A 26,847-nucleotide genomic window follows, 5' to 3' on the forward strand; every position below is an offset into this window, starting at 1 on the left:
CTGCAGTACCGCCCCGAAACCCTCGACGGCTTCATAGCCGGCACCGGCCTGACCCTCGACACCCCAACGTCACCCTGACAAGCCGAAGTCAGTAAAGGAAAGGCAAGGCGAGGACTGACGATGTGCCGGCCCGGGCAACCCCCGGGCTCGCGAAGAAACCGCCCGCACCACCAATAGGCCGTTCACATCAAGAGGATCACCTGCTGGCCGAGCTGCGAGCGCCGGTCCGAACCCGCACTCTGGTCAGGCGGCCACCGAAGTCATCGGCCGTCGCATGGCCGCTGGCCTCCACGGCACAGAACGGAACCGCAGGATGTCGCAGTCGCAGGGCTTCGGGCACACCGTGGCAGCCGGGGTCATTACCGGTGTAATCTTTCTCCTGATCGGCGGCGGCATCCCCTCAGCGGCAAAGTCCTGCTCGTCGGAGCCGCCACCACCGCCCTCCTCGCCGCCGATCGGGCCCTCGCAAAGCCCGAGCCCCAGCCCTAGTACTGCAACGGTGCTTACCATGACGAGGCTTCAGCTCTTGGGCTGTGGCCTCGTCTCTTGTAGTGGCTGGTCCGGGCCTGATGTTGGCGTCGGCGGCGCCATCGGGACCAGTGCAGGACGTGGTCGATGCTGCGGCGGACAGGCTGGGTGAGATACGTGATCAGCCGGCGGATCTCGGGGACGGTGAGGGGTATCAGGTCTGGCGTTCGAGTAGGTCCGGCCCCCTTTCGAGCTGCTGGGCCCGCATGACAGTGAGGTAGGCGTGGGCGGCCATGGCGAGAGTGATGTGCCGGTACCAGCCCTGGTGGCGGCGGACCTGGTAGTCGTCCAGGCCGCACTGACCCTTCGCGCTCTGGAGCACTCCTCGATCGCCCAGCGGGCGCCTGCGACGGCGATCAGGTCATTGAGTGTGGCATCGGCAGGTGCGTAGGCGATGTAGTAGGCGATCTTTGCGGGGTCGGTGATGCTGCGGCGGGCCAGGACCCAGTGCCTGCGGTCGGGGCGGTGCCAGGGCCGGACCTCGATGCGGGCCCGGTCGTAGATCCGCAGGCCGTGGGCGCCGTCGCCGCAGGACCGACGCTTCCACTTCTGCCGGGGCAGGTCTGCGACCAGGTCGTGCAGCCGATGGTCCATGGCCCGCCAGGTGACCACGGTGTCGTGGCGGGTGGTGGCGACGACGTGGAAGACGTCGGCCTGCTCTGACTCGTAGCGCCAGCCCTTGCTGTAGCCGTAGCCGGCATCCGCGGTCACCCACCGGAACGGGATCCGGTCGTCGATCGCACGGCGGACCATTGCCCTCGCGAGCTCGACCTTGGTGGCGAACTCGACCTTGTCACCGATCCCCGCCGCCCGACAGCGTTCGCGGTCGTCCGTCCAGGACCTCGGCAGGTAGAGCGCCCGGTCGATCAACGTCCGGCCCAGCCCGCTCGAGTAGGCGAGGAAGACCCCGACCTGGCAATTCTCGGTACGGCCCGCGGTGCCCGAGTATTGCCGCTGGACACCGGCCGACCGCACGCCCTTCTTCAGGAAGCCGGTGTCGTCCACGATCAGCACGCCACCGGGATCCGACAGGTGCTCGACGACGTAGGCGCGCACGTCGTCGAGCACCTCGTCCGCGTCCCAGTCGATCCGGTTCAGCAGCCGCTGGATCCGGTCCGGACCGCTGTGACCGGCCTCCTCGGCCACCGTCCACCCGTTCTTGCGCTCCAGCGGCGCCAGCAGGCCCCGCATGTAGGCCAACGCCGACTCCCGCGACTCGCTCCGCGCGAACCGGTGCCCAAACCACTCGTGCAACCCGACCAGCGACGAGCATCGACCTCGGATATGTCCCCACCCATGAACAGCCCAACGAGCGAACCCGACAACCGTCACGGTAAGCACCGTTGCAGTACTAGAACCCGGCACCGACACCGCCCCGGACATGAGGCGACCGCCCCTCTGCCTTCGACGACCTCGCCCAAGCGGTTGAGGAATCGTTTCCCCAGCACCCGGACGCCGAGATCATCCTCAGCTTCCCTGGCCTGGGTGTTCAGCTCGGCGCCCGGGTGCTCGCCGAGCTCGGCGACGACCGGCAGCGGTTCGCCGACGCCCGAGGGCTCAAGGCCTACGCTGGCGCCTCACCCGTCACCCGGGCCTCCGGCAAGAAGTCGAGCATCACCCGGAGGTGGGTCAAGAACGACCGGCTCAACCACGTCGGCTACCTCTGGGCGTTCTCCGCCATCCCCGCCTCCTCCGGCGCCAAGGCCCACTACCGACGCCGTCGCGACGTCCACGGTGACTGGCACGCCGCCTCCCAACGCAACCTGTTCAACCGCATGCTCGGCCAGCTCTTCTCCCTACGGTTTGAGACTGTCTCAGCGAACGGGTGACCGCGTCGTCGACCACGCCTTACGCGTTCGGGTCCCAGGCGAAGAGCCGCTCGAAGATGACCCGGTCGCCGTCGATCTTCACCGAGTCCAGCGGGGTGCGTCCGTAGAACCACAGGACCAGCTCACCGGCCGTGCCCCGGGCGGAGGCGTCGGCCGGGGCCTGGGCCTCGCCCTCGCCGGCAGCCGGGAGGCGGACGGCGCGGGCGCCATCCGCCTCGACCGTGAAGCGCCAGGAGCGGCCCTCGGTGGCGTGGTAGTCGACGACGGCCGGCTCGTGCGGCCAGACGCCCGACCACGCGCAGCAGGTGAACAGGAAGTCCTCGACGCCGTCCAGCGCCACCTCCGCCGGCAGCGGCTGCGCGGCGCCCACGGTGAGCTGGGCGTCATAGGTGTGCATCGCGATCTCCTGAAGCTGGTGCCGGGCGACGGCACCGCTGGTCCGCGGCGACTGCGAGGCGCCCCACCACGTCCAGCACTCGGCGTCCGGGCCGACCTCCCGCAGGGTGTCCAGCAGCTCCTGCGTCGATGCGGCCAGCCAGGCCACCAACGCCTCGCGCTCCCGGGGCGCCTGCGCCTCGGCGCGCGCCGCCACAGCCTCGGCCGGCGGGGCGTCGGCCGGACCGGCCTCGACGACGGCGGCCCAGAACGGGCGGCCCGAGCCCAGGTGCCGCGCCAGGTCGAACAGCGTCCACTCGGGACAGGTCGGCACCTGCACGTCCAGGCTGGGCGCGGCGGCGATCGCGGCCCGGAAGGCCGTCGCCCGCTCGTCGATCAGTCGCAGCAGGTCAGGGAGTTCAAGATTCTTCTGCACTACGGCTGTCTATCACCGCCCTCCGGCGGCCGAAAGCGAATTTTCCCAGCCGCCGCCTGCCGCCGCCGTCCGAACCGCCGCCGGCGGCGCGGCCGCGGGCCGCTCCACCCCCGGGCCCGAGCAGCAGCAGTGCTTCGAGGACGGCGCGAAGGCCATGCGGGAGCTGAAGGACCTGTACGGCCCGCTGCAGGTCCAGTGGTTCACCGCGGCGGCCTCCCTCCGGCACCACCAGGAGGTCGACGCGGCCTACCGGCAGCTCGAGGCTGCCTGGCCGGGCACGGCGTGCAGGCCAAGGGCGAGGAGGCGTTCTTCGCCCTCGTCGACCGGAGCATCCAGGCCGCCGACGCCCCCGCCGTCGCCCACCTCGGCGAGGTGTACGCCACCTGCACCGCCACCGCCTCACCGGGGCGGCCTTTCACGCCTACGGTGGACCGTCCACACCTTCCTCGACCACACCGCCCGCGCGCTCGACCTACCCCGCCTCACACCCCTGGCCGGTGACCTCCTCACCACCTGGACCGCCACCACACCCACTAAACCCGCACACCAGCCAACCGCCAGCCACCCCCGGACCGACGGGCGCATACAGGGCTCTCATCCAGACCGCGGGAATCCCCACTACTGACGGCCCTTTCCATGCCTACGAGTTCAGGCGGCTGGTGCCCGTGCCCTACCGCTGCTGGCGCTGCGGCTCGGCGGCGGGTGCGGGCACCAGGCGGTACCGGTCAGCTCCCAGGTCGTGAAGGTGGGCAACAAGGTTTTCGTCGGCAGGTGGTGACGTCGGCACCGGCGCGGTGGCGCGCAGCACGCGGTACTCGGTGCAGCCGGATCGGCAGGTGGCTCCGCCCAGCACGGGCATCGGCCACTTCTCCCGGGGCCAACTGCCCAGGGCAGGCGGCAGGATGGCGGGTCCAGCGCCGCCGGGCGCTGGCCACGGGTGCGGGGGCGGAGCACGCCGCGCATGGCGAGGTTGGGTCGTCCGGACATGTCGGACACACACAAGCGTGAGTTGTGGGGCCGTTGGAAGGCCGGTGAGTCGATCAGCGAGATCTCGCGGGCGCTGGGCAGGCCGCCTGGCTCGATCTTCACGATCATCAGTCCAACGGCGGCTACGTTCCACCGATCCGGCAACGAAGGTCGGGCCAACTGACGCTTCCTGAGCGGGAGTCGATCTCGCGTGGTCTTGCTCGGGGTGCGGGACATGGCCACCGTCACCGCGAGACTGTCCGCCACGACGCTCGACCTGCCCGTCGAGCTGGACAAGCACGGTGAAGCGGGTGGAGCGTTCGACGACCGTGGCGATCTGGGTCAGCCTGCGGTTCCCCCCGCTGTCGCGTTACGCCTCCGTTATTCCCCCCGCCTTGCAGGCGTACAGGCGTGACAAGGCGACGACGCAACTCTGAGTCCAGATGCGTTGCGCTGTCGCCCGCTCGCGGTGGTCGTCGCGCGCCGGGTAGCCGAAGGCACCGGTGGGGTGTTGCTGGCAGAGAAGGAAGTCGATCCCGTCACGGGTGATCCGGTGATCGGCCCAACCGAGGATCGCCAGGCCCTTGAGGAGCGCGGCGACTTCTTCGAGCCTGTAGCTCTGGCAGGCGGTCGGCAGGGCAGCTGCGAAGTGCTCTGCGACTGGATACCAGACCGAGGTGTCGTGGCCGAGACGACCCGGATCCTCGTCGGCGTACTGAGCCAGGGCGGTGGCCGTGACCGCGGGTGCGTGGTTCTCGGCCAGCAGGCTCGCGGGATCCGTGGCGGCGAGGAGGGAGCCCGCCTGTTGCGGGGTGAGCCAGCCCAGGTCTCTCAGACGACAGACTCCGCCGGCGGCGGTCGCGGGAACGGCGCTGAGGCCGTTGAGCGCTGCTGCCGTGTCCGCCAGGAACCGGTCGAGGGAATCGCACGTCAGATCGCAGGCCGACAGGCCCCGCGCGCAGTCGAAAACCGCATCGGCGCCCTGCCGGCCCCACACCACCCGTTCGACGAGGGCGTTCTCGGCACGTTGCACCAGGCTCCCGACCGTGTCGTCGAACACGGCGATGACCTCGTACTCCACCGCGCTGAGACCCGACAAGCTCTCTCTGCTCGGGAAATCCACCCCTGATCCCCTCCCACCACGACCTTTTGCCCGTCCAACGGCCCCACGCTAGCCCCCGGCGGTCACCGAGCGCAGGCGAACCACTACGCCCGTTCCGGAGGACCTCAACCGGGGGACGATTTATAAAACCGCCGCAGGTCAGGGGCCTGCGGCGGGACGGCCAGAGCCGCTCAGATCTGCCGGTCCGGGTCGGAAAAGGTCAGCCCGCCGGGCGAGAGGCGGCGCCGGGCCGGGGCGGGTACGGCCACGGTCTCGCCGGGCGGCTGGCGGAAGTCGGCGCCCTGCTCGACCGGCAGCAGCCGGCGCCCGCCGGACTGAGCGGGCACGGGAGCGTCGGTGGCGGACTCGGAGAAGCGCAGGGAGAGCCTGCGGCGGTCAGTCATGATCACCAGTCTCGCAGACCGGAGGAGTCGGGGTAGGCCGACCGCCCACTATCACCGGCGGTAGTGCCTTGGCCCCACCCACAGGGCCAAAGAGGAAGGGCCCGGGCAGGTGCCCAGGCCCTCTCCTTCGTATTCCGTACTACCGACTCAGGCGCGGCGGGCCTGATGTTCGCCGTCGCCGCCAGTGCGGCGCAGGGGAAGGACGTTGTCTCCCCCGCCGGCCTTCGCAGTGAGGCGGTAGTACGGGCTGCTGTCACTGACCTTCTCCAGCCAGCCGGAGCGGGTGAGCGCGAGGCGAAGACGGGAGAAGAGGCTGGGGTTCATGTCGATCTCGGCCGCGAGGTCTTGGCCGGTCGCCATGACAGCGCCGGTGCGCTCGTTCTGCTCGGAGCTGGCGTAGAGGATGACCACGACGCGCTGGTTGGGCGGCAGGTCAGCCGTGCGCTTGAGCATGGCCTTCACGTCCTCGGCGGACCTAATCTGTGCCATGGTCACTCTTCCTCTCCAGCGGCGGCCTTGCGGGTCCGCTTCGGCTTGTCCTTCTGCGGCGGAACGTACGCGGGGATCTCCGGCGGGTTCCAGTCCCTGATGGCCGTGCGCTGCTCGAACGCGCTGCCCTGGTGGGTCAGGTAGGGGGTGACCCGGAAGAAGCGGTTGCGGCCGATCGTCTTCACGTGCAGCAGCAGGCGCAACTTGTTGAGCTTAGCGACGTTCCGGCTGAGGGCCTTCGGGTCCATCTTGAGCCGAGCTGCGATCTCGGTGATCGTCAGCTCGACGTGCATGTCCGGGCCCGGAGTGTTGGCCAGCCACCAGATCAGCACCCGGGCCTCGCGGTCGGTGATCGTCTCGACGGCCTCCGCGATCCCGTTCATCCGGGAGTTGTCCACGGTGCTGTAGCTACCGGCGTACCCGAAGTTCGTCGTCGGGACGACGTTGCCCTCGGCGTCGTAGCGCTTGGGCGACCCGGCTGCTCGCGCCATGGGCTCTGCTCCTCACTCCAGCTCAAATCGGGGTGCTTGCGGGCGTGACGGTGCAGAACAGCTCAGCAGCACCACCGGTAAATATACTAACAGTGCATGCACTCATGGTGCATTTAGGTTGCTGGGGACACCACCAATATGACCTTTAAGTACATGCACTCAAAGGTCATTTCGGTGATCCTGAGATCACCACTTGGGGATCGCTGGATCACCTCAGGTGATCCCAGGATCACCGAAGAATCGACGTTTCCGCAGGTCAGTGACTTGGGTGGGCGCGCACCTCTTGTGTGGTCATTGACATGCGGAACGGGCACCTCCTGCGGATGGCCGTCCGTGACGTTCACCCGCATGGCTACCCCAAGTCCGGCGTGTCGTCCTCCGCAGTGGTCGGCGACGACGCCTCCGGCAGGAGGCGGACCCGTGCCGCTACCGCCACCCGGCCTGGGCACCGTCGCCGACAGCACCACCCGGTCGGCCGGGCTGTACGGCGCCGATCACGAAATCGCGGCTGCCGCCGCGACCGGGCCTTGACGGCCCTTTCCGCGCTCATCCATCACCAGGTGGGCACCCGTGCCGAGTTGGCGCAGCAGTACCCGGTCGCTGGCGATCCACCGGTCCCCGCGGCCGGGCGGCAGTCGGGTGCCGGTCGGCCAGTGGTGCAGCGGTCTCGTGCAGGTGGGTGGTGACCTGGGAAAGCGCTCGGTGATGGGCAAGTCAGTGGCAGCGGGGCAGGCTGGTGCGGCACGTACCCCGGCCAGGCACGAGCATCAGCCAGCTGGCGAGGGCCAACTGCCCAGTGTCACGCCGTCTTCGGCGTGACCGGTTCGGCGACGGGCCGACGGCGGGGCCGGCCACGGCCCTGACGGCGGATCCGTCGCCGCAGGGCAGGCGGCAGGGGCTGGTCCAGCGCAGCCCTTGGCGCTGGCCAGGGTGCGGTAGCGGAGCGCGCCGCGCCCAGCTATTTGCATGGTCAGGTCCGCGTGGATCACCGGGTTGCCGCCCGGTCCTGGCTTCCCGGCAGGGCACGTGCTGCCACCGGCCGGGCGGGGAGAGGGAGGGGCGGAATCCGGGATGGACTCATGGTTCATTTTGGTGATTGTGGTGTCCCCCAAAATGGACCATGAGTCCATCCCTCACTGGGACGGGACGGCCCGACTTCACATGCATGTGACGTGATCCCAGGATCACGTCACATGCACGCCTGCGGTCACCCTGGACTACCGACGCAGCACTGCGGGGTTGAGGTCAAGCGGGAAGGGATCGGTGAGTGCGGTGCTCTCGCCAGCCTGGACGATCCGGTCGGCGTAGGCGCCGTTCCGGAAGATTTCAAGTCCAGTGAGACGGTCGTGACGCTATGAGGTTTGTGGTGTGGGTTCCCTGTGCTTGGCGGGGTCGTTGATCCACGCTGTCTTCGGGATCTCGGGTGGTCCGGGGCGGCGGCCGAAGCGTTCGGGGTGCCGTGCGTAGGCCTCGGCGAGGGTGACGGCCCGCTGGTCGCGGATCTCCTCGGCGGTGCCGAAGTGGACGCTGGCGGGCGTGTGGAGTCCGATGCCCGAGTGCCTGTGCTCGTGGTTGTAGTACGAGATGAAGGCGTCGAACCATTCACGGGCGTGGGCCAGGGAGTCGAACCGCTGGGATGGTCGGACATGTACTTGGTGGTCTTGAACTGGGCCTCGCTGTAGGGGTTGTCGTTGGAGACCTTCCGGGCGCGAGTGACTTCTGGTGACGCCGAGATCGATCAACAGTCGGGAGACCTTCTTGGAGGTCATCGAGGTGCCTCGGTCGGCGTGCACGGTCTCGGGGACGATGCCGTTGCGCGCGATGGTCTCGCGGATCAGCTCCTCGGCCCGTTCTGCCGATTCGGCCAGTTCGACGGTGTGGCCGACGATGTAGCGGCTGAAGATGTCGGTGATGACGTGGGCGTGGTACCAGATGCCCTTCGTGGGGCCGGCCGCTTTGGTGATGTCCCAGGTTTCCCTGTCAAGTCCGCGTGTTGACCGAGACCACCACCTGAACCATGCCACCGCTTTGGTGCAAGTCTGCGGCCGGTCCCGTAAGTTCCAGGTTCTTACTTGCCGACGAGGTCCGAGCCGTAGATTGTGTTCATGATCGAACAGGCGTCGTCCGAGCAGATGGAACGATCAAGCACGAAACGCAGAAAACATGCTGCGCCCAAGCGAGTTGAGGCCGACGAGGTGTTGCGGTCGTCCGTGCTGATGGCCGCCGGGACGGTGGTCTCGCGCGTCACCGGACTGATCCGGCAAGTGCTGCAAGCTGCGGCATTGGGCACCGGGCTGCTGGCCACCACCTACAACCAGGCCAACACGGTGCCCACCAGCTTGTACTTCCTGTTAATCGGCGGCGCGCTGAACTCCGTTCTTGTCCCGCAACTGGTCCGGGCCCGGACAGAGGACTCCGACGGCGGGATGGCCTTCGAGCAGCGTCTGGTGACCCTCGTGCTGTGCGTACTCGGACTCGGCGCCGTGCTGGCGACCTGGGCTGCTCCTGAGATCATCAGCATCTACCAGCAGGACACGCCGACCACACACGACGCGTTCGAGCTGACCGTGGTCTTCGCCCGCTTCCTGCTTCCTCAGATCTTCTTCTACGGCGTGTTCAGCATCTTCGGACAGGTCCTCAACGCCCGGAACCGGTTCGGGGCAATGATGTGGACGCCGGTCCTGAACAACGTAGTCCTGATCACGATGTTCGGCCTCTATCTCGGCATGATGACCACTCCGGAGAACGTCTCGGACATCACCAGTGCCCAGGTCAGGCTGCTCGGAATCGGAACCACCCTGGCCCTGGCCCTCCAAGCGATCGCGTTGATTCCGTACGCTCACGCATCCGGATTCCGGCTGCGACCGAGCTTCCACTGGCGGGGCGCTGGCCTGCGCAAGAGCATGAACGCGGCCCGCTGGACCCTGCTGTTCGTCCTGGCCAACCTCGTGGCGAGCACCGTGGTCACCCGCCTGGCCTCCGCCGCCGACGCCGCCCTGCCCAACGACGGCGTCGGCTACACCGCCTACAGCTACGCCCAGCAGATCTGGATGCTGCCCCAGTCGATCGTCACCGTGTCCCTCGTCACTGCTCTCCTCCCACGCATGAGCCGGGCAGCGGCCGAGCGCCGTCTCGACGACCTACGCGCCGACCTGTCTCGCGCGCTTCGGGTCAGCGGCGTCGTCATCGTCCCGGCAGCGTTCTTCTTCGTCGCCTTCGGCCCGCAGATCGCCCAGCTGCTGTTCGCCCATGGTGCCGCCGACGCTGCGGCAACCGTTCCCCTGGGCCACATGCTTCAGGCCTTCGGCCTTGGATTGGTCCCGTTCTCCGCCCAGTACCTTCTGCTGCGCGGCTTCTACGCTTTCGAGGACACCTGCACGCCGTTCCGCATGGCGCTGTGGATCAGCGGCATGAACATCGTTCTGGCTGTGGTCTGCCACCTTCTGCTGCCCCCTCGGTGGGCGGTCACCGGGATGGCCGCCGCCTACGCTCTGTCCTACGCGGTCGGCCTTCTTCTGACGGCTCTGCGGCTGAGGAAGCGCACCGAAGGCCTGCTCGATGGCCGACGGATTTGTCGTACCTACGCCAAGTTGACCGCATCCTCCACCTGCGCCGGGGCCACCGGCTGGCTGATCGCCCGCTTGTGCAGTCACAACCTGACGTCGGTTGCCTCGCTGGCCGCAGGCGGCATTGCGATGGCGTTGCTGTTCATTCTCCTCGCACGGCTTCTGCGAGTTGGTGAACTGCGTAGCTTGCCGCGGCTGGGCTGACTCGGGGGAAGGCGTGGATGACCGCTATTGAGGTGGTCTCCGCTTGAACGAGACGACATTGGGATTCGGTATCGGGGACTGCACCGCGCTGCTGGACGTGCTCGTAGAATTCGTTGCGCAGGTCGGGGTGGCGTTGGGTCAGCGCGTTGCGGGGGACCCCGGCTTCCTGGGCGAGGACCACGATCGTCAGCGCGCCGTTCGAGTTCCGTGGGATGCCGGTCAGGATACGTTGCATGGCGGCGCGGATGCGGTCGCGCTCGTCGGGGGCGGGGTCATTGCAGTGTGGTTCTCGGCTCGGTGACGCGGGTGCGGTCGTGTTCGTCGGCCCAGGACTGTAGCCGGGCGGCGTTGGACCGCAGGCGATCGGCGATGGGCTCGGGTGTGTGGTGGGCCTGCTGGTGGAGCTGGTCGGCGCGGGCGCGCAGTTGGTCGGCGTGGTGGTCGGTGCGCACGGTGTTCCCGCAGCCGGGTACGCACCGGTTGAGGGACGGGACGTCCCGGACGCCTTCTCGGGCGCACAAGGCCGTGTCGCTCCGGTAGAGGCACAGGAGCAGGGCGTGCGGTTGTCGTAGAGGACGGTTCCGCCGCGTCCGAGGAAGGTACGGGCGAAGCGAGGGGTGATCCGGCGGCCTTCGAAGCGGGGGGTGTTGGCGGCCTGTAGGAGGGCCCGGCGGGCGGCAGGACCGGACACGCCTCCGCCGGCGGCGAAGTACTCGCAAAGGTCGGCGGCTGTCTCGGCGACGCTGAGGGCGGTCTCGATGTCGATGACGCCGTGGATTCCGCCCCGGGCGCGGTTGCCGTACCGGCCGGAGGTCTCGGTGTCGAGTGCGGTGCGCAGGTGCCCGTACTGGATGGCCAGGGCGACCAGGCCGCCGGGGCGGCGGGCGATGTGCCAGGCGAGGGTGCGGCGGAAGCGGGCGAGCCCGACTTTGCCAGCCGGGTCGGGCGGGATGGTCTGTTGCGGAAGGCTGTGCCGGGCGGCTTCGGTGTTGCACCAGGTGATGAAGTCTTCGACGCGCACGCGCATGCTGTGCTGTTTGAGGGCACCGGTTCCGGAGCGTTTGCACGCGAAGTCGTGGACGTTGCGGTCGAAGAGGAGCGCTGCGGCGGGTGTGATCTGCTCCAGCACACGGATGGCGCGGACGACGGGCGGGATCGCGACCCAGGGCACGGTGCGCTCCAGGCCGGCGGCCACATGGTTGCCGTCCTCGTCGACGACGGACTTGAAGTGCGTGCTGGTGATGAGGTGAGCGTCAGACCCGGCCGTCTCGGAGCCGCCGGGGCCGACGTCGGAGGTGTCCGCCGGGTCCGCCACGCGAATCAGGTGCCGTGCGGGGGCGCCGTCGGGGCGCTCGTCCGGATCGGGGCAGCACCCGGAGCGCAGCGCGAGGACTTCCTGGGGGCGCATGCCGGTCAGGTAGGCGCAGACGATGAACGCCGCGGTTCCCAGATGCCTCATCAGCGTGATGGTCTCGGTGTAGTCCAGGTGCTCGCGCCAGGGCCGCCCGGCGACGAGGCCGGTGACGGGCGCCTGCAGCGGGAACGGGCCTGGGCGGCGGGATGCGGCGCCGGTGAGGTCGTGGGTCTTGTTCATCGCGTCGAGCTGCTTGACGGAGGCGCCGGTGTGGGCGAGCAGGTAGTCGCGCGCCAGCCGGATCGCCCCGTTCTCCTCGTTGGAGGGCAGAGGCAGCGCGTCGGTCAGCAGGGGCTCGAAGAAGGCGTGCAACGCGGCCTTGCCCTGCGGGGTGGACCTGTTGGCCCGGGCGATCCCTCGCAGGCGCCCGCTCTCCCGCCAGGCCGCCAGGATGTCGTCGGAGAGGTCCTCGACCACGCGGACGGCCCAGACGAGCAGCGGGCCCATGGTCTCCTCGGCCAGCGGCTCGCGCGCGTTCTCCCCACCCAACGTGGTGGCGGCAGGCAGATAGTCATCGACGCCGAACTCGTCCCACGGGGGTCGGGCGATCCCGGCCGGGCACCCGCTGAGGCCGTCGAACGCCCACAAGCGGATCAGCGCGGTGAAGGGACGGACCGCAGTCTTGCGCGAGGAGCTGGTGTCGCGGATCTGGAGCCCGTAGTCGTGAAGCACCTGCTGGTCGCACGCGGCCAGCGAGCGGACTTCCCGGTTGGCGAGCCAGAGGGCGAAGTACTTCCAGTGGTCGATGGTCTCGCGGACGAGTGCGGGCGACAGACGGGTGCGCATCTTGACGCCGCGTTGCTTCACGAAGGTCGGCCGGAGCTCGCCGTTGATCAGTGTCCACGCCACGAGGCGAATCTCCTCGCGCAGCGTGGCCGGGAACTGCCGCCAGGGGATCGAGCGCAGGCTCTCGCCCGGGTTGGCGACGAGCGGTGCGAGTGACCACACCGGGTCCGAGAAGCCCGAGTTGAAGTGTGCGTGAACGGGCGCGGCCAGGTGGGCCGGCACGACCGGTGTCCCCGGGCCGGGCACGGGGAGGCGGAAGCGGTCGGGTGCGGTGGCAGTGGTCACGGGTCGAGGTCTCCGGAGAGCAGATGGCCGATGAGGGTCCGGTCGGCTTCGGTGACGCCGGCCAGAGCGTGGCGCCAGGCCGAGCCGCCGACCTGGCGGGGGAGGTCTTCGAGACGGGCGTGGGCGTCACCCCACCCTTCGGCCCAGACCGCGGCCGGCAGCACGGGGCAGGCGTTGTCGAGCGCCTGGTGCAGGTGGGCCAGCCGCGGATGGTGGCCGGGATGGATGCGCGCGTTGCGGCAGCCCGGGCAGAGGAGGAACGAGGCGCTGCAGCCGCCGTCCGCAGTCGGGGCGGGGCCACGCTCCGGCTCGTGGCAGCCCGCGAGCACGGTGTGCCGGTCGGCCGGGTCGTGGGACTCGCGCAGCTCGGCTGCCAGCTCCACGCTTTGGCGGGCCCGGGCGAGAGCGTCGTGGGCGCCGGCCGCGATGACGGGCACGGCGGCGTTCTGCACCTGCTTGTCGGGCAACACGTAAGCACGGTCGTGGGTGTCCTGGGCTCGCCGTTGGCCGCGGCGAACACCCCGTTCCAGGAGTGCGGCCGCAGCGGCAGGCCCTCCTCGGTCAGCCACAGCCACAGCGGCTCCCGACCGTCGGCCCCTTCGGTGAACAGCAGCATCCGCTCCTGCCAGGTGAACTTGCCGAGTTCCCGCTCGCCGCAGGTCCCGTCCCGCTCCACCCACCGCACCCTCGGCTTCAGCCCGGGTACCACCTTGGTGACCAGCCGCATCCCCGGAAGGCGGTCATACCGGCCGGCCCGCTGAGCACCGACGATCGACCAGGCGCGCGAGGACTCCACGTAGCTCTCCACGTCGCCGACCGCTCCGGCCGAGACGTAGAAGGTGCGCGAGGTCTTCGAGCGCGTCACCCTGGCGGCCACCCGGCCATGGGCGTACCGGATCCCGGCGGGTGGCACGTCCGGGACTTCGAAGGTCAACAGCGACCCGGCCTCCTGCCGCCGCAGCCCCGACGACGTCACCGTCCGGACGAACGCCACGTTCCGGTCCTCCAACCGGCCCGCCCAGCCGAACCGCTGCCGACCATCCCGGTCGAGCCCACGAAGCCCGACATCCGTCCACAGCCGCCACGTCCGGGGAGTCAACCACCGCACATTCGACGACCGGGCGTCCTTCGCCCGGGCCTTCGGGAGCTCGGCCACCGTCCCGTCCCGGCCCACGACCTCCCGCATCTCCACCGGGTTGGAGGCGATCCACCCGGCCCGCTTTGCCCAGCGATAGAGCGCCGTGAACGCCGCCAGCTCACGGTTGCACTTGGACCCACCGATCTGCCCGGGGTTCTCCGGCGCGTCCTGACGCCAGAACTCGTAGTCGTTCAGGTCCTGGCCCGTCGCCTGGAGCCACGACTTGCCCCGCCCCCACAGAAAGGTCAACAGCAATGCGATGTCGGTTGTGTAGTTCCTCTTCGTCTCCACCTCGTAGAAGCGGAACACCCTCGACTGCGCGAAGCGGCTCAGCACGGGGTCGACCTGGCAGTCCGGCGACAGGAAGATCGGGTCTCCGGGACGGACACCGCTCGACGCCTCGCGTTCCGCGAGGCCCTCCCCGCCGGGCAACAAGCCCGGCCGGACGCTGGCCGGCGCGCAGCCCTCCGGTACCCAGAACACCTTCCAGCTTGCCAACGAGTACCCCTTCGGATCGCCTTCAACAGGCACATCCAATAGGGAACTCGTGCGCCACGACCGAGGGTGGCAGGACGGGCGCATCTACAGCGACCCGATCCCCGGCGCCCTCGAAGCCCTGCACACCCTCCAGGCCATCAGGTCGGTTTTCGTTGTCACGGCCCGCCACCGCCGCTACCACCCGCAGATCGCTGCCTGGCTGAGGACCCACGGCTTCGACGCCATCGTTGACGAGGACCCGGACCGCGCCTACCGGCTCGGCGACACCGTGCTGGTGACGAACAAGAAACTCGGCGGGGCGATCTACATCGACGACCGCGGCCTGTGCTTCGAGGGCGACTGGGACACCGCCCTTCCCGAGGCGCTGCGCCGCATCGGCGAGCTGCCCGGACCGGTGGCGCAGCCCGCCGTCGACGTCCCCGCGCTGACGATCCGCCAGCCCTGGCTGGCCGCGATCCTCGCCGGAGACAAGCGCGTGGAGAACCGCAGCTGGCCGACACGACACCGCGGCCCGGTCGTCCTGCACGCCGCCCGCGCTCTGGCCCGCGACGGCCAGGCCGACCCGCTCGTCCGCGCCGCCCTCGCCCGCCCCGGCGCCCCGGCCCTGACCACCGGGGCCCTCGTCGCCACCGCCCGCATCACCGACTGCCACCGCGACACCGGCTGCTGCCGCCCCTGGGGCCTGCCCGGCCAATGGCACTGGACCCTCACCGACGTCCAAGCCCTCGCCGACCCCATCCCCGCCGCTGGCCGCCTCGGCCTCTGGCGCCTCGACCCCGGCCAGCATGCACTGCTCCACCGCCACCAGGCCGCCGCAACCGCCCTCGCCCACCACTGTCCCGACCGTCCCGGTCGCGCGCCCAGCCCGGCCGGGACCGGCCACCCACCCCTGAGGAGAACCCGACCTGTGACCACCACCCAGAACCCCGCCCCCGCTCCGGCAGCCGACCGCACCGAAGAGAACACCGCCGAGGCGCTGGCCCACGTGATCGGGGAGGTAGCCAGGACCGACCAGAAGGCCGGCTTACTCCTCGGCCTCGACGGGGTCCTCGCGGCCGCCGTCGCCATCCTCGCCCAGGCGAAGGGAGGCAGCCTGCCCGTCATCGCCCCCGTGGCGGCCGTCCTGCTCGCCGCTACCGTCCTCGCCGTGCTCGTCGTCCGCCCCCGCATCACCCCGGACGACCGCAGCTCCTACGCCCACTGGGCCACCCGCACCCCCAGCCAACTGCGTGCCGAACTCATCCCCGACCGTCGGCTGGACCGACTGCAGGTCCTGTCTGCCTTTTTGTCACCGCAAGATGCTCCTGCTCCGCTGGGCGGCGGACCTCACGATCGCCGCCTTGGTGGCTCTGGCCGCAGCTGCCCTCCTCACCGCCGCCTGACCGAGCCTGCCGCGTTCCGCGCTGGCTCATTGCTGGAAGGTCCTACGGCAGGGAAGTCCGTTCGCCTTCAAACGGTCAGCGAGGCCGTGAGAGGTGGAAACGGCGTTTCCACCCCCCGTACCCCAAGCGGGGTCCTGACCTACCGACACGCTGCCTCAGGTCGTGACCAGCTCCATCGCGTCAGTATGCTGACGCCATGGCATCCCCCAATTCGGGAGTCGACCGGGAAAAGCTGACGTCCAAGCTGCCCGCGTCCCTCCGCCAAAGCATCAAGGTGCGCGCGGCCCAGCTGGGCATCGACCTCCAGGACGCCGTCACCGACGGCGTGATCGCCTGGCGGGCTCACACCACCCCCCTGCCGCTGATCGACACATCCGGGGCCGATTCATTCGGCACCTGGCTCCCCGTAGGCCTCTACGACGCGTTCAAGGAGGACTGCGCCCCCCGTGGGGTGTCCTACATCCAAGGGCTCGCCCAGGCGGTCCGGCTGTGGCTCGACCAGCACGCGACCGGCGAGGTGCAGCCCGTGCAGCAGCCGGTCCGACGGATCGTCATGGCCAACCAGAAGGGCGGCGTCGGCAAGACCGCTCTCTCCGCGGGCGTCGCGCAGGCCTACGCGGAGGACGGGCAGCGGGTACTCCTCATCGACTACGACCCGCAGGGACACCTCAGCCACCAGCTGAACATCCCCGCCATCGACGCAGGCGAAGAGAGTCTCGTCACCCACATGCTGGAGCGCGAGAAGGCCCGCAAGACCATTCAGGACCTGGCGGCCGTCATCCCCGGCGAGCGGTTCGGAGGCAGGCTCCACGTCCTTCCGGCCGCCTTCGACGCCTTCCTCCTCGACGCGGGCCTCGCCATGTTCCGCGGACCCCGGCACGCCGTGCTGGAGCGCGCCCTCAGCGCCGCGGAAGCGGACTACGACGTCATCGTCATCGACTCCCCGCCGAGCCTCGGCCTCGCCATGGACGCGGCCCTCTTCTACGGCCGGCAGCGTGACGGGGAGCAGGAAGGCCGCTCAGGCGTCGTGATCCCCGTGGAGGCGGAGGACAGCTCCGCAAAGGCCTACGGGATGCTCGTCAAGCAGATCAACGCCCTCATGGCCGACTACGACCTGCACCTCGAGCAGCTCGGGCTCGTCGTCAGCAAGTACGACTCCCGCCGCGGCTTCATCGCCACCTCCTCGCTCGAAAAGTGGCGGAGCCTCGGAACCCCGCGGGTCCTGGCCGTCAACAAGGACCTCCGCGAACAGCGCGAGGCGGTCCGCGTCACCCAGCCCCTGCTCGCCTACGCCCCCGACAGCGAGCAGGCCCACACCATGCGCCAGATCATCAGGGAGCTCGCCTCGTGAGCAGTCGTAGCAAGGCCGCCATGCTCAGCGGCTCCACCACTTTCGACGCCGTCGCACCGCAGCCCATCAGCGCCCGCGGCCGGGCGCTCGCCGCGCTCGACGGCAAGCCCGCCGCCCCGGAATCGGCAGCCACCGCCACCACCCCGCGAAACGTGGTCAGCCTCGACCGGCTCGCGCACAACCCGTTCAACCCGCGCGAGACCCTCACCGAGATCAAGGAGATGGCCGACAGCCTCGAAACCCGAGGCATCGTCCAGGTGCTGACAGTGGTGACCCGCGGCGCGTTCGCGGCCGCGCATCCCGGGCACGAAGAAAAGATCGGCGCCGCCGACTACGTCGTCCTCGACGGCAACCGCCGCCTTGCCGGCGCCCGACTCGCCGGGCTGGACGAGCTCCCCGTCCACGTCGACGACAACCTGGCGCACACCGCGGACGACATGCTGGAGTCCGCGCTCGTCGCCGCAGTCCAACACGTCGAGATCGAGCCGCTCGACCAGGCCAAGGCGCTGGAGCGGCTCGTCGCCGTCCATGGTTCCATGCGCGAGGTCGCCAAGCGCCTCGGCAAGAGCCACGTCTGGGTTTCCCAACGGCTTTCCCTCCTCAACCTGACCGCAGAACTCAAGGAAGCCGTCGAGGCCAAGCAGCTGCCGGTCGAGATCGCCCGCTCGGCAGGCAGGCTCCCCCAGGACCAGCAGCAAGCTGCAGTCGAAAAGGCGATCGAGGAACGGGCGGCCCCCAAGCGGTCGCGCAGTGCCACACGTGGAAACGCCGTTTCCACCCCCCGAGCCGCCGACCCTGCGTCACCGGCAACGGAAGAGGGTGGAAACGCCGTTTCCACCCCGACGCTGCCGGACCAGCGGGAAGCCCACACCGCCGACTCCTCCGCAGTCACAGTCCGGCTGGTCCCGTCCAATCCCCGGGCAACCGCACAGCTCCTCGTCGACGCGATGGACCACCGCCAAGCCGTCCAGGTGGCAGCCGAGCTGCTGGAGATCCTGAAGCGCGAGGCCGAGCCCAAGCACGGTGAGCACTGACGCACCCACCCGACACCCGTGTGCGACGCCCGGCCCCCGCCGGGCGTCGCACACGTTTTCGCCAAAGACTGCCGCTACCCCGGCAGGGCATAGTTCAACCCGAACCCACCCAGGCCGAGGGGAGCAGCGCGGTGTCGTGGAAGAAGGCGGTCCAGGCCGGGCTGCGGGTACTGCTCCAGCAGGACGAACACGCCGATCCGCATCTGGCACTGCTGCGCCTGGGCGCGGAGAGCCCCGAGATCGACGCCAAGGACGTCACGATCACCCTGGTCATGGACGTCGCTCTCGTCACGGGGACCCTGGTGTCGACCGAGACGTGGGAGCACCTACACCTGGACCAGCTCCGGGATCACGACTGGGACCTGCGCCGGATGGTGAAGGAAGCGATCGGGCACCTGGACGAGACCGCCGAGGACGGCCGGCGCCGCCGCGAGGTGGACCGGCGCTTCCTGCACCTGCGGGACGTCACCTACCGCACCGGACGCGCCGTCCACGTGCTGCCGCTGTAGCGCGGCCCGATCACCGCCGTCAGCGGCTGGACGCTCGGGACGCCCGACCCGCACCGTATCGGCGGGCAGTACCCCTGGCCGGTCCTTCCCATCCGAAAGCCGGCCTACCAGGCCGTGGCCGTAGTACCCGTACAGCGGGGCGGCACCGAGCAGCCGACATACGGGAGCGGTCATTTGCCCATGGATCCCAGGAACGGTCGGGCCTGGAGGCCCGGGTGTGTGGGAAGCACCTCCTACCAGCTCTGGTAGGTGGCTTGCGGTGCTGCCAGCACGCGCACCAGCATGCCGCGCTCCATCTCTGAGGAGATCGGCCAGCAGCTCACCAGGTGATCGAAGGACCCGGGTACCGCCAGGAACCTTCGACGGGGGACACTGGTACCGGTGCCGCCCCTACGAGACGCCCGGAGGACACGGTGAGCGCAGCGCCCCTGCACGGCCACCACGACGGCCAACAGCCCATCCCGCGTACCCAGGACGCCGTCGCCGCCGCTCTGCCGCCGGCACAGCGGATGGAGTTCTACCGGGAGATGGGCGAGGCCGACGTCGAAACGATCGGCGGCGTGCTGAAGCGGTGGTGGCTGCGGGCGGAGCTGTACCGCGACCCGGAAGGCGACCGGATCCACGCCGCCGTCCAGGCCGGCACCGCCCCCGGTACCTCCGCGTCCGCGGTCTTGCGCCGGCTCGGGGCCCTGTGAGCGACCACGGCGACGTCCCGGACGACGAGCACGACCCGCTCACCCTCTCCCCGGCCGTCGAAGAATTCCTCGGCGACCCGGGCACGCCAGCCGACGTGTTCTCCGCCCTCGTCGCCTTCCTCGTCGACCTGCGCGAGAACCCCTTCCCGCACCTGAGCATGCCAGTGCCGGGCCGACCCGGGATGCACTCGGCACCGCTGCGCCGGGATCTTGGGCTGGTGGAGTACGCGGTGAACGAGGCCTTGGACTCGCCCGAGATCTACGTCTCGCGGATCCTGCGGGCGGGCTGAGCGGCTGGCCCGCCCGCCAGGGGGGGCGGGTCTCTTCGTTTATGGCCGTGCGAGGTGGGTCTGCCGGATGGTAACGAGGGTGCGCCAGCAGGCGCGGACCTGGTCGTGGCCGTTGAACCAGCGCGCGGGGGAGGGGTGCTGCAGGTCGCGGCCGGCCATCTACTGGGCGATCTCGGTGTAGTAGACGTAGTCGCAGTCACGGGTGAGCTGGTCAAGGTCACGGATTGCGGTGTCGAGAGCATCGCCGTCGTCGAGGACGGCGTGGTGGACAGGGCGATGGCGATCCAGCCCGGCTGGGGCGCGGGCTGCAGCAGCGGCCAGGCCAGCCGGGTGATCACGTCGACCTCCCGCCGGTACTGTGGCATCGCCGTACGCAGCTTGCGCTGGTAGGCGAGGAACCGGTGGGCCTCCTGGTCGGTGTAGGGCCGCAGCTGCCCCGTCCGGACGACGGGCTCGGCACCGGCCGGTCCGGCCCACCGGCCGTTGGGGCCGAGGGTGTTGGCGAAGACGGCGGTGCCGTCGCGCCGCACCACGTTGACATGGTCGACCAGGTGCTGCTCCTCGACGGCCTGGACGCACTTCAGCACGGTGGCCAGGCACCGGTCATGCCCTGCGGCGGTGGTGAGCCGGCCGGATTGGTACCCGCCCCGGCTGACCTTGGCGCAGCGCAGGGCGGTGCCCTGGCGGCTGTCGGCCGCGCGCACGTCCAGCACCACAGCAGCTCGATCCGGTACCCGGCCCGGCGCCACACGGCTGTGTCGGTGAGGAAGGCGTGCGCGCGGCCCGGCGCGATCTCGATGACCGCTTCTGCGTGCCGCTCCTCTTCCACGTACACCCCACGTCAGGTCCTGTGCCTGGAGCCGGGACCGGGCGGCAACTGCGGACCTACGCGGACTGCTGCGCCATAGATGGCTGGGCGCGGCGTGCTCCGCCCCCGCACCCGTGGCCAGCGCCCAGGCGGCGCTGGACCCGCCCTTGCTGCCGCCTGCCCTGCGCCGCCGTCCCGCCGTCAGGGCCGTGGCCGGCCCAGCCGTCGGCCCGTCACCGCACCGGCCGGACCGTGGACGGTCCGGCCTGGGCAGTTGCCGCCCGGAAGAGTGTGTTGGTGTCCCCGGAGGCCGAGGCCACCTTCCGCCGGACCTGGACTGGGTGTCCTGGCCTGTCCTTCCCGTGTGGTTGTTGATGTCACCACCTGCCGACACAGGAAGCCCCCACTACCTGGAACCGCAGTCCGGCGCTCCTTCAGCCCAACGGGCCTGCGGAGCCAGCAGGTGCACGAACACCAGCCATTACACCCTGTAGCCACGGAGAGTGCCGTCGAGGTTCGGGTCCGGCGGCAACCAGACTTCTGTGACTAACGCAGTGACCCTAGGTGACGTTGACCTGCGCCCGGGGCTGGTGTGTCCAGCCCGGGATGCGGCAGCGGTACGGGGGTTACCAGCCCTCCAGAGGCAACGCTCGGAAGGAGCCGGGGAGGCCTTTATATATAAGAGGGCCGTCGGGTAGTTGGGGCTTTGACCTGCAAACTTGGAAAATCAAAGGTATGGCTGGGCCGACACTTGAGGCTCCCCAGGGTCACTGGGCGCCGACATTCAGGCCCAATGTTTCGCAGAGTTGCGAAACATTGGGCCGACGTGGCGCGACATCCCCGCAGTGCCCACATGATCATCCAACCTGGCCGGATGATCTGGCATGGTCAAGGCCGAACGGCCGCCGCGACACGTGTTTCGCACTCGCGCGCAGCATTCTTCGCACTGCTGCGAAGAACGTGTAGCGTACTGTCGACACGAGCAAAGGATCACGGCCTTGGCACAGGCAGAGCGCGACAGCACCCGCAGGCAAGCGCCCCAGCGCACCCGCCAGCCGAGACTCCAGCCCGCCGGTCCCCAGCATCAGCGCGACCTCGCCGCCGAAATCGTCCGCGGCTACGCCGGCCACCTCCCTAACGGCATCTACGAAGCCCGCACGAAGTTCTACCGACGCGCACCCCACGAGGTCCTCGGCTCTGACGGCTACGCCCTCCTCAGCCGCTACTTCGCCCGCTACGTCCTCCCCCAGGCGCTCATGTCAGGAGAGATGACCAAACTGCAGTGCGCGGTCCTCTCCAACATCGTCGGCCGGGCTGAGCGCGGCGTCTGCCACGCCATCCAGCGCGAGATCGCCGACGAGATCGGTACCAGCCGTTCCAGCGTCAGCCCCGCCCTCAAGCACCTCGCCGCCCGCAACTACATCCGCAGCGTCGGCCGGGGGGTGTGGCAGCTCAACCCCCTCATCGCGTACAAAGGCAACGGGGACGAGCAGCAGGCGTTCCTCGCCGAACTCCGCGAACTCGCGCTCGAGAACGGATTCCCTGACATCATCGGGCTGGCAGCCGCCACGACCGGGGACAAGGAGTCGACATGCTGATGGTCACCGACCTGTTCGGGCTCCTGCGGCGCCTCGAACTCACCCCCACCGCGACGAACGTCCTGTCCGTGATGGTCGAGCACCAGGACCCCGGCGGGGTCGTTCCGCTCGCCCAGCAGGACATCGCCGCAGAGCTGCAGATCCTCCCGTCGGTTGTCAGCCGCGGGATGGCCCTCCTCGTCGATCGCGGCCTTGTCCTGCGCAAGGGCTATCGCTACCGCCTCCACCCCGCCATCGCCGGCTACAGCTCCGAACTCGAGATGCAGGCCGCCATGGCCCGCGCCGCCCGCGAAGGCGTCCCGCCCATCCTGATTCCCGACTACCAGGCCGCCCCGCCCAAGGCCGGCCGCACCCGGCTGCGCGCGGTCGGCTGACCCCACGGGTTTGTCGGACCCCGGCGCTAGCGTGCACGGCAGATACCCAAAGCCGTAGGACAAGTAGGGACGATGGCGCAGCCAGCAGAGGAGTTCGTCTAGCTGATCACCGCCGCGAACAGCCGGACAGCGAAGATCGGGCGCAGCACCGATCCGGTGAGTCGGTTGGCGGCTCTCCAGGCAGGGTCACCCGTGAAGCTGCGGCTGGCGGCGTCGTTTCCTGGCGGGCCACGGTTGGAGCGCCATCTCCACAAGGAGTTCGACAGCTACAGAATTCACGGGGAGTGGTTCGACTTTGGTGACCAGGATCCGGTTGCCGAGGTCGCCGCAGCGGTTGAGTCCTACGAACCCGAACCGGGGCATGTGGATCGGGCGCAGCGGTTCCGGAACCCAGGGCCGCCGTTGCACACGCTGGCTCTCACCGGTGCGGAGTGGGCGGTGATCGACTGGATCCGTGAACACGGTGGAGCGCAGTCTCCGATTCGGGTTGCCCCCGAGGACGTGGCGCCCGACATCCTCGCGAGCACGACGACCGTCAAGATGGCCCTCGCTCGCCTGGTCAGGCTCAGGATCCTGCTGAAGACGGGCCCGCGAAGCGGCGCCTACCAGCTCAACCCCCGCCGGTTCTGGGAAGGCAGCGTCGTGACTCAGGCGGCAGCGTGTCGCCGAGTGAATGCGCCGCCCATCACCGTGGACGACAAGGCTCGGTTGTTGTCCGTACGGCAGCGGTAGGTCTCGGAACCCTGACCGGGCCCGCGCGGATCACCGCTCGCTTACGGTGTGCTCGGATCAGGTGACGGTGGGTGTGGAGACGTTCTGACGGGGCTGGTCGCCTGCGGCCCAGTGGACAGGGCGGTTCGCTCGACGAGGCCGTCGTTGGCGACGACGGCGATGCGGGCTCTTGGCCCGGGTGGCCGGAGCCAGACCGCTACCACCGGTGATAGCGGTCTGGCCTACCCGGCTTCGTTCGGGCTGCGAGGGATGGTGATCATGACTGACCGCCGTCCTCTCGCGATGCCGGCCTTCTCCTCCGACACCGCCAGCGCGCCCGTGCCCGCTCATCCGGGTGTGCGTCAGCTGCCGGTCGAGCAGGGCGCCGACTTCCGCCAGCCGCCCGGCGGGACCGCCTCCGTGCCCGCTCCGGCCCGCCGCCGCCTCTCGTCCGGCGGCCTGACCTTCTCCGATCCGGACCGCCGGCAGCAGGTGTTCGAGGCGATGCTGGAAGGCTGGCACAACCAGCAGTTGGCCCGGAATCTGTTGCCCGGGTAAAGCAACGGGATTGTCATGCGATCGACAGGTGGCAACAGTCATGCCGGACCCGGAGGCCAGGAGCCCCGTTTCAGGGCCACGAAGAAGGTAACGGGGGGACATCGGCTGCCGCAGGCGCAAACCAGACCCCGCCCCTCGTCTGGCCGATGGCCGATGGCCGAAGTCATGGTAGCTGTCTCGTTCAGGGGCCCTGGGTCACGACAGACGATCACTCCGCTCCACATCGCATTGGCGGCACCCAAGGTCTGGGCGCCATCGTCACCGCTTCCCCCAGTCCCACGGGGCCGACTGAGCGCCACGTAGGCACGCCACTTGGTGGACCGCCAACTCACGGGTCCGGGAATCAAGGTGGGCGCGGCGCACGGTGTCCATCACCGCGGTGAGCACGACGACGTCTCGGACGACCTGGTAGCCCGACCACGCGCCGATGTGGCCGTAGGGTGCTGCGACGTCGGCCCGGCTGTGCTCTGTGTAGGTGTCGTGGTAGGCCTGCAGGTCGTCGGGGCGGCCGCGCAGCAGCTCGTTGCTCCAGCGCGCGGCGACCAGGTCCCACTCCCGGTGGCCGCGCCACAGCGGTCGGCGCAGCACGAGCCGCGGGTGCATCCCGCCGTCGTGGCAGCGAGCCAGTTGTCGGGCCCCGAGGATGACGGTGGGCGGAGTCGGCCAGTCGATGTCTGCCCACTCCGCGCGTAACCAGGCGGTGCACTCGCACAAAAACCAGCGGGCGGACTCGCTCAGCGGGGTCTCGTCCAGGCCGTCCAACAGACCGGCGAACGGGTCGTGGTCCTCCAGCCACAGCGCGGCCTCGGGACCGATCCGGTGCACAGCGGCGGTCACCCACGCGCTCAGCGACTCGTCCCGACGCCGTTTCCCGGGGTCGTGCCAGAAAGTGACGGCTCGGCCGGCAGCCGCGCGCACGGCGCTGTAGTACGGGGCGACGACGGCCACGCGGTGCTGTTCCAGCAGCTCCGCGCTCCGCACCAGCGCCCGTGCCTCCTCCAGACCCAGGTGCACCAGGGCAATCGCACGCGACGCGGGCAGCGACCAGACGTCGAGGGGGTGGTCGCTGACCAACTCGGCATGCCGGGCGTCGTCGCCGGTGGCCGCGCAGGCCCGGGTCAGGGCCGCATAGGAGGCTGTGACGTCCTGCCTGCGGGCGTGGCTGGTGGTCTTGAGCAGCGCGCTGGTGCTCGGTCCGATGCTCACGGAGCAGTCCTCGGGTACGAAGTCGATGGACAAGGAGTTCTGTCCGCGACAGCTCCAGGCGCTGTCCCGGATCCGGCCGGGCCTATGCGGGGCGGCGCGCACCCGGCCACGGCGGCTGGTCGAGTCGAGGCCCACCGTGGGGTGTTCGGGCTTTCGAGAGCTCGCTCGGTGACGGACATCCGGGGCGCACCGCTGTGGGTGGCTGCGGGAACAGCAGTCGACGTCATATCCGGCCGATCTCCTCCGCAGCCACAAGACGGTGCCGGTGCGCTCTGCGGCCGTCTGTTCGCTCTGCACGGTGCGGGTGCGTGGCACCGGAACCGGCTCCGCGCGGGGCAGGCGGATATGTCTCGTGTCCTGCCGCGTGAGCGGGCGGCTCGGCAGGCTGCCCGCCGTCGGACTGGGGCAGGACTTGGTCCTCGGCCGAGGCGGCCGGAGACCGCGGGCGAAGGATTCTGTCTGCCGCCCAGGCTCGCGTCGCGGTGCCGGATGCCCGGTCGGGCCGTTCCAGAGTGATCGGGCCACTGTGCTCGGCGACCGTTCGGCCCGCCCCCGCCGGTGCCCTCCGGAAGCAGGCGATGACCGCACCGCGGGTGGTGGTGATCGACAGGTGGGGTTCGTCCAGCCGTCGGCGGATCCGCACCTCATTACCGACCAGACCTGCGGGGAGCAGGTAGAGGTTGCCCTCGAACGACACCCGTCCGTGAGGATCGACCCTGCGTTCAACGCAGATGCGGGCCGGGAATGGCCTTGAGGGCAGGGGCAGCAGAGCCCGGGCGTGGCAACCTGCCCGTCGGTGCCGACTGTCCGAGCGCTCGGTCAGATGGTCGAGGCTGTCCTGGGCCGCCTGCACGCCGAGTTCGTCGGCCGCGGTGTCCCACCAGTGAAGGACCACGGAGCGGTGGGCGCGGATGACGGGGCTGGACGCTCCCGTCTGTGGCCGAATCGCGATGGAGGCACCGTAATGGACCGCGATCTCGTGAAAAACGGCGGTCACCTTGCCGGCCGTGGAGCAGACCGGCGGAGTCCGGTCGAATAACCAGCGTTCGCCGGTGCCGCCGAGGCGACGCAGCACCTGGTCCAGGGCTTCCACGTAGTGCGGGAGGTCATGGGTGCCGGTCAGGGCAGCCCGCCAGTGGCCAGATTGGGTGAGCGAGCCAATCAGCAGGTACATCTCGCGCCCGCAGTCCCATTCGGCCGGTGGGGCAGGGAGCTGCACCCAGTCGAACTGCACGTCGTCGGAGAGGCCGCAGCCGGCCCTCTCGCGGTGGCGCGGTCCGCGGCGCGGCCACATCAGATGCCTGCGCAGGGCGCGGGTGAAGGTCGAGTAGGCGCGGTTGTAGCCCAGCTCGACAACCTCGCTGTGGAGAACGTTCGCCCGCAGGTTCGGATCTTCGTCGAGGCGGTGCCGACAGTACGGGACGAACTGCAGGAACTCGTCACGGGTCACTGCTCGGCCCCCTACGGTCCGCTCTCCGTTGAGGTAGGCCCTGACCGTCTTGCGGTCACGGCCCATGCACCGGGCGATCGTCGAGATGGACCAGCCCTGGTGACGCATGTCGCAAATCTCTCGGTATTCCTCTGCGCTGAGCATCCAGACCCCTAGCTATCGGACTTCGCCGCCACAAAGCTTCTTGAATTAATGGCGACCCGCCAGGCATGGTCGAAAAATATAGCACGCGACAGAATCACTCAAGAGGAAGAAACGTTTCTTTTTGTATAATTTCGTGGACAATTTCAGAGAGCGAGGGCGCGCCGCCTCGCGCGAGAATTGGAGGCCAGGCAGGCTCCGCACCCCCAGGCAATCATTGGGGAATTCT

At 69.5% G+C, this 26,847-nt stretch carries 22 protein-coding genes and 3 pseudogenes; 13 read left to right on the forward strand and 12 right to left on the reverse strand.

Going from position 1 to position 26,847, the window contains the following annotated elements:
• Nucleotides 1-682 precede the first annotated feature (682 nt).
• A pseudogene (locus tag AB0D10_RS37580) lies at nucleotides 683-1,826 on the reverse strand (IS701 family transposase).
• A gap of 108 nt (nucleotides 1,827-1,934) precedes the next feature.
• Here AB0D10_RS37580 and AB0D10_RS37585 point away from each other — a divergent pair.
• Nucleotides 1,935-2,318 (forward strand): annotated as a pseudogene (locus tag AB0D10_RS37585) (IS110 family transposase); the annotation flags it as partial.
• Between the two features lie 58 nt (nucleotides 2,319-2,376).
• On the opposite strand, the gene AB0D10_RS37590 reads toward AB0D10_RS37585, so the two are convergent.
• The 7 genes and pseudogenes from AB0D10_RS37590 to AB0D10_RS37620 all read right to left on the reverse strand — a co-directional run.
• Nucleotides 2,377-3,168, reverse strand: a complete 792-nt coding sequence (locus AB0D10_RS37590; protein WP_360264706.1) for a maleylpyruvate isomerase family mycothiol-dependent enzyme — start codon at nucleotides 3,166-3,168, stop codon at nucleotides 2,377-2,379.
• Nucleotides 3,169-3,838: 670 nt separating this feature from the next.
• Nucleotides 3,839-4,027 carry a hypothetical protein gene (locus AB0D10_RS37595; RefSeq protein ID WP_360264709.1) on the reverse strand — a complete coding sequence of 63 codons (189 nt, stop codon included), beginning with the start codon at nucleotides 4,025-4,027 and terminating at the stop codon, nucleotides 3,839-3,841.
• Nucleotides 4,028-4,504: 477 nt separating this feature from the next.
• Nucleotides 4,505-5,215: a hypothetical protein gene (locus tag AB0D10_RS37600; RefSeq protein ID WP_360264712.1), complete on the reverse strand. Its 711-nt coding sequence runs from the start codon at nucleotides 5,213-5,215 to the stop codon at nucleotides 4,505-4,507.
• A gap of 212 nt (nucleotides 5,216-5,427) precedes the next feature.
• Entirely contained in the window at nucleotides 5,428-5,640 is a 213-nt protein-coding gene (locus tag AB0D10_RS37605; protein ID WP_360264715.1) for a hypothetical protein, read from the reverse strand.
• Nucleotides 5,641-5,787: 147 nt separating this feature from the next.
• Nucleotides 5,788-6,129: a replication initiation protein, RepL2 gene (locus AB0D10_RS37610; protein ID WP_360264718.1), complete on the reverse strand. Its 342-nt coding sequence runs from the start codon at nucleotides 6,127-6,129 to the stop codon at nucleotides 5,788-5,790.
• Nucleotides 6,130-6,131: 2 nt separating this feature from the next.
• A complete protein-coding gene (locus AB0D10_RS37615; RefSeq protein WP_360264721.1) occupies nucleotides 6,132-6,620 on the reverse strand; it encodes a helix-turn-helix domain-containing protein in 489 nt (162 codons plus the stop codon).
• Nucleotides 6,621-7,972: 1,352 nt separating this feature from the next.
• A pseudogene (locus tag AB0D10_RS37620) lies at nucleotides 7,973-8,590 on the reverse strand (DDE-type integrase/transposase/recombinase); the annotation flags it as partial.
• Between the two features lie 246 nt (nucleotides 8,591-8,836).
• Here AB0D10_RS37620 and murJ point away from each other — a divergent pair.
• Nucleotides 8,837-10,390: a murein biosynthesis integral membrane protein MurJ gene (murJ, locus tag AB0D10_RS37625; RefSeq protein ID WP_360264795.1), complete on the forward strand. Its 1,554-nt coding sequence runs from the start codon at nucleotides 8,837-8,839 to the stop codon at nucleotides 10,388-10,390.
• On the opposite strand, the gene AB0D10_RS37630 is transcribed toward murJ, so the two are convergent.
• Nucleotides 10,329-12,875: an integrase gene (locus AB0D10_RS37630; RefSeq protein WP_360264724.1), complete on the reverse strand. Its 2,547-nt coding sequence runs from the start codon at nucleotides 12,873-12,875 to the stop codon at nucleotides 10,329-10,331. The genes murJ and AB0D10_RS37630 overlap by 62 nt on opposite strands.
• Nucleotides 12,872-13,345 carry a hypothetical protein gene (locus tag AB0D10_RS37635; protein WP_360264727.1) on the reverse strand — a complete coding sequence of 158 codons (474 nt, stop codon included), beginning with the start codon at nucleotides 13,343-13,345 and terminating at the stop codon, nucleotides 12,872-12,874. Before AB0D10_RS37635 ends, AB0D10_RS37630 begins: the two co-directional genes overlap by 4 nt.
• Before the next feature lie 1,215 nt (nucleotides 13,346-14,560).
• Here AB0D10_RS37635 and AB0D10_RS37640 point away from each other — a divergent pair.
• The 11 genes from AB0D10_RS37640 to AB0D10_RS37690 all read left to right on the forward strand — a co-directional run bounded on the left by AB0D10_RS37640 (nucleotide 14,561) and on the right by AB0D10_RS37690 (nucleotide 23,821).
• Complete coding sequence (locus tag AB0D10_RS37640) at nucleotides 14,561-16,129, forward strand: ASCH domain-containing protein (RefSeq protein ID WP_360264730.1); 1,569 nt, start codon at nucleotides 14,561-14,563, stop codon at nucleotides 16,127-16,129.
• Entirely contained in the window at nucleotides 16,090-17,244 is a 1,155-nt protein-coding gene (locus AB0D10_RS37645; protein WP_360264733.1) for a ParA family protein, read from the forward strand. Before AB0D10_RS37640 ends, AB0D10_RS37645 begins: the two co-directional genes overlap by 40 nt.
• Before the next feature lie 20 nt (nucleotides 17,245-17,264).
• Nucleotides 17,265-18,278: a ParB/RepB/Spo0J family partition protein gene (locus AB0D10_RS37650; protein WP_360264736.1), complete on the forward strand. Its 1,014-nt coding sequence runs from the start codon at nucleotides 17,265-17,267 to the stop codon at nucleotides 18,276-18,278.
• A 131-nt stretch (nucleotides 18,279-18,409) separates the two neighbouring features.
• On the forward strand, nucleotides 18,410-18,787 hold the full coding sequence (locus AB0D10_RS37655; protein WP_360264739.1) for a hypothetical protein: 378 nt from the start codon (nucleotides 18,410-18,412) through the stop codon (nucleotides 18,785-18,787).
• A gap of 413 nt (nucleotides 18,788-19,200) precedes the next feature.
• On the forward strand, nucleotides 19,201-19,482 hold the full coding sequence (locus AB0D10_RS37660; RefSeq protein WP_360264742.1) for a hypothetical protein: 282 nt from the start codon (nucleotides 19,201-19,203) through the stop codon (nucleotides 19,480-19,482).
• Entirely contained in the window at nucleotides 19,479-19,772 is a 294-nt protein-coding gene (locus AB0D10_RS37665; RefSeq protein ID WP_360264745.1) for a hypothetical protein, read from the forward strand. The genes AB0D10_RS37660 and AB0D10_RS37665 overlap by 4 nt, the downstream gene beginning before the upstream one ends.
• Before the next feature lie 135 nt (nucleotides 19,773-19,907).
• Nucleotides 19,908-20,162, forward strand: a complete 255-nt coding sequence (locus tag AB0D10_RS37670) for a hypothetical protein (RefSeq protein ID WP_360264747.1) — start codon at nucleotides 19,908-19,910, stop codon at nucleotides 20,160-20,162.
• A gap of 1,416 nt (nucleotides 20,163-21,578) precedes the next feature.
• Nucleotides 21,579-22,178: a replication/maintenance protein RepL gene (locus AB0D10_RS37675; RefSeq protein ID WP_360264750.1), complete on the forward strand. Its 600-nt coding sequence runs from the start codon at nucleotides 21,579-21,581 to the stop codon at nucleotides 22,176-22,178.
• Nucleotides 22,172-22,552: a hypothetical protein gene (locus AB0D10_RS37680; RefSeq protein WP_360264753.1), complete on the forward strand. Its 381-nt coding sequence runs from the start codon at nucleotides 22,172-22,174 to the stop codon at nucleotides 22,550-22,552. Before AB0D10_RS37675 ends, AB0D10_RS37680 begins: the two co-directional genes overlap by 7 nt.
• A 135-nt stretch (nucleotides 22,553-22,687) precedes the next feature.
• Entirely contained in the window at nucleotides 22,688-23,284 is a 597-nt protein-coding gene (locus AB0D10_RS37685; RefSeq protein ID WP_360264797.1) for a GIY-YIG nuclease family protein, read from the forward strand.
• 258 nt (nucleotides 23,285-23,542) lie between these two features.
• On the forward strand, nucleotides 23,543-23,821 hold the full coding sequence (locus AB0D10_RS37690) for a hypothetical protein (protein ID WP_360264756.1): 279 nt from the start codon (nucleotides 23,543-23,545) through the stop codon (nucleotides 23,819-23,821).
• A 258-nt stretch (nucleotides 23,822-24,079) separates the two neighbouring features.
• On the opposite strand, the gene AB0D10_RS37695 is transcribed toward AB0D10_RS37690, so the two are convergent.
• Nucleotides 24,080-25,027 carry a hypothetical protein gene (locus tag AB0D10_RS37695; protein WP_360264758.1) on the reverse strand — a complete coding sequence of 316 codons (948 nt, stop codon included), beginning with the start codon at nucleotides 25,025-25,027 and terminating at the stop codon, nucleotides 24,080-24,082.
• Between the two features lie 223 nt (nucleotides 25,028-25,250).
• Entirely contained in the window at nucleotides 25,251-26,621 is a 1,371-nt protein-coding gene (locus AB0D10_RS37700; protein ID WP_360264761.1) for an IS21 family transposase, read from the reverse strand.
• Between the last annotated feature and the right edge of the window lie 226 nt (nucleotides 26,622-26,847).

Source organism: Kitasatospora sp. NPDC048545 (assembly GCF_040651155.1).
Lineage (GTDB): Bacteria > Actinomycetota > Actinomycetes > Streptomycetales > Streptomycetaceae > Kitasatospora.